Genomic DNA, 9,627 nt, shown 5'->3' on the forward strand with positions numbered 1-9,627 from the left:
CCGCCCGGTCCCGCCGCGCGGCCGCGCGCGAAACCCCCGTCGACCCCGGCGAGTCGTGAGCGGTCCTCCGCCCGCATCCGACCGCACCGCCGGTCCGCGTCCGACCGGTCGGCCGGTGGTCCGACCGCGCCGGGCGCTCGTGCTGGGTGCGGGCGGCGTGCTCGGCTTCGCCTGGACCATCGGCGCGCTGTCGGCCGTGGTCGACGAGACCGGTTTCGAGGACCCCGACATCGTCATGGGCACCTCGGCCGGGTCGGTCCTCGCCGCACTGCTCGCCTCCGGTCTGCCGGTCGACGGCATCCGTCGCCACCACCAGGGCGTGCCCGCACCCGACGACCCACTCATCGCCTGGGACTACGACACCGGCGCGGGTGGTGCGCTGCCGCGCCGGCCGGGCCTGCGTCTCGGCTCGCCGCGGCTCGCGGCCGCTGGGTTGCGCCCCCGCGCCGGGATCCGCCCCGTGGTCGCGCTGTCGGGACTGCTGCCGACCGGGCGCGGGACGCTCGACCCGGTCGCGGCGATGGTCCGGTCGCTGCGCCCCCGCGCGCGGGCCTGGCCGCGACGTCCGCAGCCCTGGATCGTCTCGACCGACTACGCGACCGGGGAACGGGTGGTGTTCGGGTGGCCGACCGGCGGCCCCGAACGACCGCTCGGGTTCCGCTCCGCCCGGGCCGGCGGGACGCCCGACCTCGGCACCGCGGTGGCGGCGTCCTGCGCGATCCCCGCCTGGTACCGGCCCGTGGTGGTCGACGGCCGCGCCCACATCGACGGCGGCACGGCGTCGAACACCTCGCTGGACCTGCTGCTCGACCCACGACTCGGAGCCCGGCTCGAACAGGTCGTGGTGCTGGCGCCGATGGCGGCGACCCACCCCGACAAGCCGCGCTCGCCGGCGCTGCGGGTCGAGCGGGCGATCCGCCGGGCCATCACCCGCTCGTTGGAGTCCGACGCCGCGGCGTTGCGGGCGGCGGGTGTCGACGTGGTCCTGCTGACCCCCGAACCCGCGGACCTCGCCCTCATCGGGGTCAACATGATGGACCCGACCCGGCGCCAACAGGTCCTCGAGACCGCCCACGAGGGCGCGGTGCGCCGGTTGCGATCGGTCACCCGCGCCCGCCGGACCGCCTGACCTGCTGTACCGACCGAACACGAGGGGAGAACGCCGGTGAGGATCTACGTCCCGGTCACGGCCGCGGCGGTGACCGCGCTGGTCGAGGGGCGCCCGGTGCCGTCGACCGGCCCGGACGGCACGACCGCCTTCGCCGTCACGCCCGGGCTGCGGTCCTGGTACGGCGAGGACCATCCGCCGGGCGCGGACGAGCCCGACGACGAGGACCTGGAGTACGCGGCGTGCGCCGAGGCGGCGCGCGCCAGCCTGCGCCTGCTCGCCAGCGACCCGGCCGCCCCGCGCCGTCGGATCGTGCTCGCGGTCGACGTCCGCGACGACCAGGTGAGCGTCCACGACGACCTCGAACGCGGCGTGGTCCGCACCGCCGCTCCTATCACCGCCGACCGGCTGGCGGCGCTGTTCGTCGACGACGCCGACGCGAGCGCGGCCGTCGGGCGGGCGGCCGACGTGATCGTCACCGCTGACCTCGGTGACGAGGCGGCGGAGGAAACCGTCGGCGACACCGAGGGATTCGAGCTGTCGTGGTTCGGTCCCGGCGAGCTGGCGCTGGTCGATCTGGACCTCGGCGCCGAGACCGACTGAGGTCGTGTTCGGCTGACGGACGCTCAAAGCCCACCGTCCTCCCGGCCGAAGGTCGGTAGCGCGACCTGCACCGTCACGGGGCCGGTGTCGACCGGCCGGTCGTCGACCCGCACGCCACCCGCGACCAGCACCCCGCGTCCGGGCGGCCAGCCGGCCCGGGACCGGCCGCTGCGGATCCCGACCAGATCGCCGTCACCCGGACCGGGTCGCAGCAGCAGGCCCCGCCGCGCCCGGCGCACCTCGGCCACGACCCCGCGGTAGGCGGTCAGCAGCTCGTCGGGCCGGCCCGCGGCGACGACGGCAATCCGGCCCGGTGCGGCGGTCCGCAGCGCGGTCGTGAGCGCGTCGGACACCGGGGTGTCGGTGAGGTCGTCAGCGTCGTCGAGCAGGACCAGGGTCCGTTCGTGCCCGTCGACAGCGACCACCGCGGCGTCCGGGTCGAGGGCGGTCCACCCGCGTGCGTCGGCCACGGTCGTCAACGGCGAGTGCGGCGACGCCCACCACACCACCGTCGCGCCGACCGTGTCGGCGGCCTCGGTCCCGAGCCGGACCAGGGCCGTGCTGCGCCCGGAACGGGGCGGACCGGCGACCACCCAGCGTCCGCCCCCGGCCCACGGGTCGACCCCCACCACGCCCGCCTCGTCTCCGCCGCGCCCGATCCGCAGGACCGTCCCGCCCGGGGCAGCGGGCGGCAGCACGACCCGGTCCGGCAACGGCCGCAGTCGCAACCCGGTGACGGTCGGACGCGGCCGGACCGGCGGGTGCGGCGCGGCCGGAAGCACGAGTTGGACGGTGTCGCCGTCGGGCACGCACACCACGCGACCCGGCGGCATGAGGTCCGGGACGTCGCGCGGGGCGAGCCCCACCATGGCCGCGTCGGCGGGGTCGGCGAGGCGCAGCAGCCACACCCGGTCCGCGGCCGACGCCGTCCGGCTGCCGAGCACCGACCGGTCGCCGGTCACGACGACCGTCACCCCGGCCCCGCCCGCCCCGCGCCACACCGCCGTCATCCGCTCGGCGCTGCGGCCACCGTCGGTCTCGTCCAGCACCCGCGCGAGAGCGGGCCACCCGTCGACGAGCACGACGAGCGGTGCCGCCGGCTCCGATCCGGCGCGACGGGCGGCGAGTTCGCGTTCGAGGAGGTCCACGAGCCGCACGAGGGCATCGGGATCGTCGGCACCGGCGTAGGCGACGGTCGACCCGGCCCCGGCGAGCGCGGCGAGGCCGCCGCCGTCGACCACGACGGTCGGGACGCCCGCGACGGCCGCGGCGTGCGCGACCGTGAACAGCAGACCGGTGCGTCCGGTGCGGCTGGCGCCGGCGACCAGCAACGTGCCGCCGGCCGCGAGGTCGAGGTGCTCTGCGACCTGCCGTTGCCGGCCCGGTTGGTCGCGGCGGCCGAGCACGGGTGACAGGACGGAGGCCTCGCCGGCGACGTCGGACGCGGTCAGTGTCGACGGCAACGGCGGCAACCAGGTCGCGGTCGGTGCGGGCGTGCCGTCCCCGGACCGGCGCGCCCACGCCTTGTCGAGCGCCTCGGCCACGTCGTCCAGATCGGTCCGGCTGCCGTGGGCCGCGGGCGGCGGCGGTGGGTCGTCCCAGGGGCCGACCCGGGTGGCGCGCACCGTCGGCACCACTACCGACAGCGGCGAGGTGACCCGGGCGGCCTGCACCACGACGAGGTCCCGGCCGGTCCGCACGACGGCCCGGCCGGGGCAGGTGGGATCGAGGACGGCGGCATCGGGAACCCCGACGACGTCGAGGGATTCGGCCGGGTCGGTGACCCGCAGGGCGACCCGCAGGGTCGTGTTGGCGCGGATCGCCGGCGAGACGACGCCGCCGGGGCGTTGGGTCGCGAGCACGAGGTGCAGGCCGAGTGAGCGGCCGCGTTGCGCGACGTCGACCAGGCCGGGCACGAAGTCCGGCAGGTCCGCGGCCAGCGTCGCGAACTCGTCGACCACGATCGCGAGGCGCGGCACGCGCTCCCCTCCGTGGGCCTGCCGGTAGGCGCCGAGATCGGCGGCGCCGACGGCCGCGAACACGTGCTCCCGCCGACGGATCTCGGCGTCGAGGCTGCGCAGGACGCGGCCGGTGAGGTGTCGGTCGAGGTCGGTGACCAGACCGACGGTGTGGGGCAGCCGGGCGCACGCGCCGAACGCCGCCCCGCCCTTGTAGTCGACCAGCAGGAAGGCCAGGTCGTCGGGCGGGTGGGCCGTGGCCAACGCGGCGAGCCAGGTCTGCAGCAGCTCCGACTTGCCCGAGCCGGTGGTGCCCGCGACCAACGCGTGCGGGCCGTCGGCCGTGAGATCCAGCTCGACCGGACCGCGGGCACCGACCCCGACGACCACCCGCAGCGGGGTGGTCGCCTCGGTCGGTGCCGCCCACGCCTGCGCCACGGCGTCCGGGTCGGTCGGCCCGGCCAGATCGGCCAGCCGGACGGTGCGCGGGAGCCCGGCGTCGCTCCCGCCGCTGCCGTCGTCGAGCGCGGCCAACGCCAGGGCCAGGCCCTCGCACCACGCGCCGCCGACCTGGTCGGCCACCACCTCGCCGAGCACGTCCGGCCGGCCGTCGGAGGTGTCCCACCCCTGCCCGGTCAGCGCGAGCCCCGTGTGGGTCGCCCCCACCACGAACGCGACTGCAGCGCACGCGGCCGGCAAGGCCGCGCCCGACCGGGCCACGCACACGGCGTGCACCCCGGCGGCGGCGCCGGAACGCAGGACGACGTCGAGGTCTGCGTGCTCGTCGACCGCCCCGTCGCCGTCGACCACCACGACCGTGTGGGGGCCGGTGGTGCGGGCGCCGGCGCCGGGTCGGGTCGCGACCGTGCACCGCGCGGCCAACCCGGCGAGGACCTCGGCGCGCGCACCCGGGTCGGCGACGCGGTGCACCCGGTGCGGGAGCCAACGCACCCAGTCCCAGAGGGGATCGTCGGGGCGGGCGGCGAGGACCACGAACTCGAGCGCGCCAGGTGGGTGGGCGCAGGCGAGTTGCCCGACGACCCACCGGGCGACGGCGGTGACGGCGTCGGGCCGTCCGGTGATGCCGAGCGCGCCGCGGGCGAGGTCGGCACAGACCGGCGCGTGGACCGCCCCGAGCGGTTCGGTGGAGCCGTCGGCCCGCACGGTCCTCGCCCGGGTGGGCCGGACGGCGGTCCCGACCCGGACGTGCCAGCGGTCCGCTTCACCCGGTCGCCGTTCCCACAACGGGACCGCGGGACCGCGCGCGGCCGACGTCCAGGCGGCCGCGTCGGGGTGACGGCGGGCCCGCTCGTGGGCTTCCTGCTCGACCGCGTCGTCCCGGCGACGATCGAACGCCGCCGCGGCGCCGAGGTGACCGCGGGCAGCACGACGGCGGTCGGCCCGCCAGCTCCACCGGTCACCCGTCGCGGTGGCGAGCACGGTCACCGGGGTGAGCGCGGCGAACGCGAGGAACAGCCAGGTGTGCAGGAACCACGCCAGGCCGACCGCGGCGAGGGCTGGGGCGAACGCGGCGACCCACGCGATCCGCGGGCGCCCGCGGTCCGCGGGTGGGGTCGGTTCGGTGAGCGTCGGAGGATCGGCAGCGGTCCGGTCCTCGGTGGGTTGCAGCACCAGGACCTGTCCGTCGTCGCCTCCCCGTGTGGACAGCACCGTGGCTGTCTCCTCGCGCAAGACGACGGTGCTGCTCCCCAGTCGCAGCCGGGCGCCCGGCTCGAGGACCTCGCCGTCACGGTCGACGGCCACGCCGTCGCAGGTCGTGCCGTTGCGGGAGTCGAGGTCGCGGACGGTGACGCCGACGGTCGTCACCGTGACCTCGGCGTGCCGGCGTGACACCTCGGGATCGGGCAACGGGAGGTCACAGTCGGGCGCCCGGCCGAGCAGGTGGACCCCGCGGTCGAGCGGTCGGATCGTGCCGGCGCCAGGACCGGACACCACGGCCAGGTGCGGTGCCGCGGGGTCGAACACCGCGGTGACGTCCGGACCGGTCGACGAGACCCGGTCGCCGCGACGCAGGCCGGGACCACCGAGCCGGGCCGAGTCGCCCAGCTGTCGGTCGCCGGACCACCACAGAACGTCGGCCGCGACGCCGACGGCACCGGCCAGGACCGGGCGCAGCTCGGCGAGGCTCACGCCCGCAGGCGCGTCGACGACGACGTCGGACTCGAGGTCCGCCGTCCGCACCGCCAACCGGATCCGCACGCCGCAGTGTTGCCCGCCCGGACCCCCGCGCGTCCAGACCGGATCTCGCCCTGTGGACAACCCTGAGTTGTCCACAGGTAAGCAACTGGCCCTGGCGGTGGGTCCGATCGTGCGTAGCGTCCCAACGAACCGGCTCGGCGATCGTTCGACGTCGAGACATCACCACGATGGAGGAAACACCGATGGGACTTGGACTTCGGGTCACGCCCGAGCAACTGCAGACCATGGCGGGAACGGTCACCACCACCGCCGCCGACCAACGCGCCGCCACCCAGACGCTGCGCGGGCAGCTGTCGCCGTTGTTCGGTGCCGACTGGTCCGGGACGGCGTCCGCGCAGTTCGGGGCGTTGTTCGACCAGTTCGGCCGGCACGCGCAGGGCATGGCTGACGCCCTCGAGGGCATCGGCCAGCTGCTCTCCCGGGCCGGAGCCGCGTACGCGGACGTCGAGAGTCAGATCACGGCGTCGTTCGTCTGACAGTCACTGTTGCAGTCAGCAACGGTAGGGGTCAGAGCCAGCCGTTGCGGCGGAACGCGCGGTACAGCCAGGCGCAGGCGATGACCAGCGCCACGACGATGACGATGTAGCTCCACCAGTCGTCACGCCCGGGGAGCGGCACGTTCATCCCGTAGAGCCCGGCGATCATCGTCGGGATCGCGGCGATCGCCACCCACGCCGAGATCTTCCGCATGTCCGAGTTCTGCTGCACCGAGATCCGCGCCAGGTTGGCCTGCACCAGGGTGTTGAGCAGGTCGTCGCTCGAGGCGACCTGGTCGACGACCTGCGTGAGGTGGTCGGCGACGTCACGGAAGTACTCGCTGATGTCGCCGGGCACCTGCGGGATGCGGCCCTCCTCGGTCAGTTGCTGCAGCGGGATCGTCAGCGGGACGGCCGCGCGGCGCAGGGCCAGGACCTCGCGCTTGAGCTGGTACATCGCGTCGGTGCTGGCGAGCCGCGAGGAGGACGTGAACACGCCGGCCTCGAGATCGTCGACGTCGGCGGTCAGCGCCTGCGCCACCGCGAGGTACTCGTCGACCACCCGGTCGACGATGCCGTGCAGCACCACCGAGGGGCCGAGGGACAGGAGGGAGGAGTCGTGCTCGAGGCTGCGCCGCATGCCCGCGAGGCCGCCGTGCTCACCGTGACGGACCGTGATGACGTAGTCCTCGCCGAGGAAGACCATGATCTCGCCGGTCTCGATGACCTCGCCGTGGCCGTCGTCCGGGTCGTCGTCGCGGTAGTGGACGGTCTTGACGACCGTGAAGACCATGTCGTCGTACTGCTCGAGCTTGGGACGCTGGTGGGCGTGGACCGCGTCCTCCACCGCGAGGGGGTGCAGGCCGTACTCGGCGCCGATCTCGCCCAGTTGCCGGTCGCTCGGCTCGTGCAGGCCGATCCACACGAACCCGCCCTGCTCCCGCGCGAGACGCGCCGCCGCCCGCCAGTCGGCGGCGCAGTCGATGCGCACACCGTCGCGGTACACGGCGCAGTCGACGACCGCCGTGCTGCGGTCGACGTCCGGGATCCACGGCGCGCTCCGGCGTCGGCGCAGGGTCACCGGCAGTTGCGGCCGTCGCGGCATGGTGGGCATCGCGCCACATTCTGCACCCGTGGGCGCCGGGGTCGGGCAGGATCGCCCCCGGTGCCGCTCCCGCCCGGGTCGGCACCGCAACGGTCGACGTCGACACGGGAGGTCAGCGCAGATGCAGTTCGGTCGGATCTACGAGGAGTTCGAGGTCGGGGACGTCTACAAGCACTGGCCCGGCAAGACCGTCACCGAGTCCGACGACCACCTGTTCTGCCTCATCACCATGAACCACCACCCGCTGCACCTGGACGTCAACTACGCCGAGAAGACCACGGACTTCGGTCGGAACGTCGTGGTCGGCAACCTCATCTACTCCCTGCTGCTGGGGATGTCGGTGCCCGACGTCAGCGGCAAGGCGATCGCCAACCTGGAGATCGAGTCGCTGCGCCACGTGGCGCCCACGTTCCACGGCGACACCATCTACGGCGAGACCACCGTGCTCGACAAGACACTCTCGAAGTCCAAGTCCGACCGGGGGATCGTGTACGTCGAGACCCGTGGCTACAAGCAGGACGGCACCGTGGTGTGCATCTTCCGCCGCAAGGTGATGGTGCCGACCCGGGAGTACATCGACGCCCGCGGCGGCGAGCAGCCCGGCCGACCGGTGCCCGCCGGCTCCTGACCGCGGGTCGGACGGGTTCAGCGCCGCGGCAGTGCGCCCCACTCCGTGAGCGCCGCGGTCAGCAGGGGCGCGAGCGCGCCCGCCTCGTCGAGCTCGCGGTACTGCGCGGCGTCGACCCACCGGGCGTCGGCGGCGTCCGTGGCAGCGTGCAACGTTCCGCCCAGCGGTTCGCAGACGAAGTCGTCGATGGCGTAGAGCACCCCGCCCGGGCCGTCGCGGTACACCCGGCCGGCGAGGTGCAGCACGCGCACCGTCAGCCCGGTCTCCTCGGCGACCTCCCGCACGCACGCCTCGGCCACCGTCTCACCGGCCTCGACCCGCCCACCCGGCACCGACCACGAACCCTGCGCCGGCGGCGTGCCCCGGCGGATGAGCAGCAACCGGCCGCGGGCGTCGAACACCAACCCGCCCGCACAGGGGACGGCGTCCGGACTCGCCGGCGCGTGCGGCGCGCCTCCCACCGCCGTGGCCCCGTCCTGGCTAGACATGCCACCGAGAATGTCTGATCCGTGCGTCGACGGCGAGGAGTGCCCACTCGTGAATGCCAAGGTGGTCGTGACCATCGTGGTGATCGCGTTCGCCGCGTTCATGGTCGTCACCCAGCCGCAGACCTCCGCCGACGCGGTGCACGCGGCCTTCGACGGGATCACGACCCTGTTCCGGTCGTTGGCCACGTTCGTCGGGAGCCTGTAGGCCGAGGTCGTGCCGACCCGCCTGCGCACCCGGTCGTCGGCGGGCGCCCGCCGGGGCGAGGAGCCCCGACCCTCCACGCTCGACCGCTACCTGCTGGAGTCCGAGCGGTTGGTCTTCGCCGTGCGCCGCCACTCGGCCGTGCTGGCCGGCGCCACCTCGGTCTTCCTCGTCCTGGTCCTCGTCGCGGCCGTGTTGCTCGCCTTCTCCGGCGGCTCCGACGTCATCGCCACCACGGGCCTGATCGTGCTGCTCGCGGCCCTGGCCTGGTACGGGTGGAAGGTCGGCGACTGGTGGGTCGAGAAGTTCACCGTGACCGACCGGCGGGTCCTGCTGGTGTCGGGGCTGCTCACCCGGCGGGTCGCGATCATGCCGCTGCGCAAGGTCACCGACCTCACCTTCGAACGCAGCATCACCGGCCGGTTGCTCGGCTACGGCGCGTTCGTCATGGAGTCGGCCGGTCAGCAACAGGCGCTGAGCCGGGTCGACTACCTGCCGCGGCCCGAGGCGCTCTACCTGCAGATGTCCGACCTGCTGTTCGGCAGCGGCGGGCAGGACCGCGACCCCGACGAGGACGGCCCCGACCTCCGCCGCCCGCGCCGTCCGCGTCGGGGTGGACCGCCGGCGGGAGACCGTGACCCGTACAGCCGGCCCGAGGTCTCCACCGTCGGTCCCCGGCCCCGGGTAACCAGCCGCCCGCCCGCCACCTCGCCGGCAGCGCCCCCACGGGTGGTCCCGCCACCGACGGCCACGACTCCGACCGTCCGCACGAGCCCGCCGCCGGCCGCCACCACCGCGCCCACCGAGGCGACCGTCCCGCCACCCGGTGCGACCGCCCC

9 protein-coding genes are annotated in these 9,627 nt (G+C 75.0%); 6 read left to right on the forward strand and 3 right to left on the reverse strand.

Going from position 1 to position 9,627, the window contains the following annotated elements; genetic code table 11:
* The first annotated feature begins 115 nt into the window (after positions 1-115).
* On the forward strand, positions 116-1,129 hold the full coding sequence (locus ACXR2U_RS23400) for a patatin-like phospholipase family protein (protein WP_458827502.1): 1,014 nt from the start codon (positions 116-118) through the stop codon (positions 1,127-1,129).
* 36 nt (positions 1,130-1,165) lie between these two features.
* Complete coding sequence (locus ACXR2U_RS23405; RefSeq protein WP_458827503.1) at positions 1,166-1,711, forward strand: DUF6912 family protein; 546 nt, start codon at positions 1,166-1,168, stop codon at positions 1,709-1,711.
* 23 nt (positions 1,712-1,734) lie between these two features.
* Here ACXR2U_RS23405 and ACXR2U_RS23410 read toward each other — a convergent pair whose 3' ends face one another.
* A complete protein-coding gene (locus ACXR2U_RS23410; RefSeq protein WP_458827504.1) occupies positions 1,735-5,889 on the reverse strand; it encodes an FtsK/SpoIIIE domain-containing protein in 4,155 nt (1,384 codons plus the stop codon).
* 182 nt (positions 5,890-6,071) lie between these two features.
* Between ACXR2U_RS23410 and ACXR2U_RS23415 the strand changes: the two genes are divergently transcribed.
* Positions 6,072-6,365, forward strand: coding sequence for a WXG100 family type VII secretion target (locus tag ACXR2U_RS23415; RefSeq protein WP_458827505.1), 294 nt, complete (start codon positions 6,072-6,074; stop codon positions 6,363-6,365).
* A gap of 31 nt (positions 6,366-6,396) precedes the next feature.
* Here the strand turns inward: ACXR2U_RS23415 and ACXR2U_RS23420 are convergent, their stop codons facing one another.
* Positions 6,397-7,479 carry a magnesium and cobalt transport protein CorA gene (locus ACXR2U_RS23420; RefSeq protein WP_458827506.1) on the reverse strand — a complete coding sequence of 361 codons (1,083 nt, stop codon included), beginning with the start codon at positions 7,477-7,479 and terminating at the stop codon, positions 6,397-6,399.
* 112 nt (positions 7,480-7,591) lie between these two features.
* On the opposite strand from ACXR2U_RS23420, the gene ACXR2U_RS23425 reads away from it, so the two are divergent.
* Complete coding sequence (locus ACXR2U_RS23425) at positions 7,592-8,098, forward strand: MaoC family dehydratase (RefSeq protein WP_458827507.1); 507 nt, start codon at positions 7,592-7,594, stop codon at positions 8,096-8,098.
* A 17-nt stretch (positions 8,099-8,115) separates the two neighbouring features.
* Here the strand turns inward: ACXR2U_RS23425 and ACXR2U_RS23430 are convergent, their stop codons facing one another.
* Complete coding sequence (locus tag ACXR2U_RS23430) at positions 8,116-8,586, reverse strand: NUDIX hydrolase (RefSeq protein ID WP_458827508.1); 471 nt, start codon at positions 8,584-8,586, stop codon at positions 8,116-8,118.
* Between the two features lie 49 nt (positions 8,587-8,635).
* On the opposite strand from ACXR2U_RS23430, the gene ACXR2U_RS23435 reads away from it, so the two are divergent.
* Together ACXR2U_RS23435 and ACXR2U_RS23440 are read left to right on the forward strand one after the other, a co-directional pair.
* Positions 8,636-8,791, forward strand: a complete 156-nt coding sequence (locus ACXR2U_RS23435; protein WP_458827509.1) for a hypothetical protein — start codon at positions 8,636-8,638, stop codon at positions 8,789-8,791.
* 9 nt (positions 8,792-8,800) lie between these two features.
* A partial coding sequence (locus ACXR2U_RS23440; RefSeq protein WP_458827510.1) for a PH domain-containing protein occupies positions 8,801-9,627 on the forward strand: 827 nt, incomplete at its 3' end.

This window comes from Jatrophihabitans sp. YIM 134969, from assembly GCF_054456675.1.

What these genes read in the sequence shown, in the direction of transcription:
- ACXR2U_RS23415 (WP_458827505.1), top strand. Translation starts at nt 6,072, where the DNA reads ATGGGACTTGGACTTCGGGTCACGCCCGAGCAACTGCAGACCATGGCG.
- ACXR2U_RS23420 (WP_458827506.1), bottom strand. Translation starts at nt 7,479, where the DNA reads ATGCCCACCATGCCGCGACGGCCGCAACTGCCGGTGACCCTGCGCCGA.
- ACXR2U_RS23430 (WP_458827508.1), bottom strand. Translation starts at nt 8,586, where the DNA reads ATGTCTAGCCAGGACGGGGCCACGGCGGTGGGAGGCGCGCCGCACGCG.
- ACXR2U_RS23425 (WP_458827507.1), top strand. Translation starts at nt 7,592, where the DNA reads ATGCAGTTCGGTCGGATCTACGAGGAGTTCGAGGTCGGGGACGTCTAC.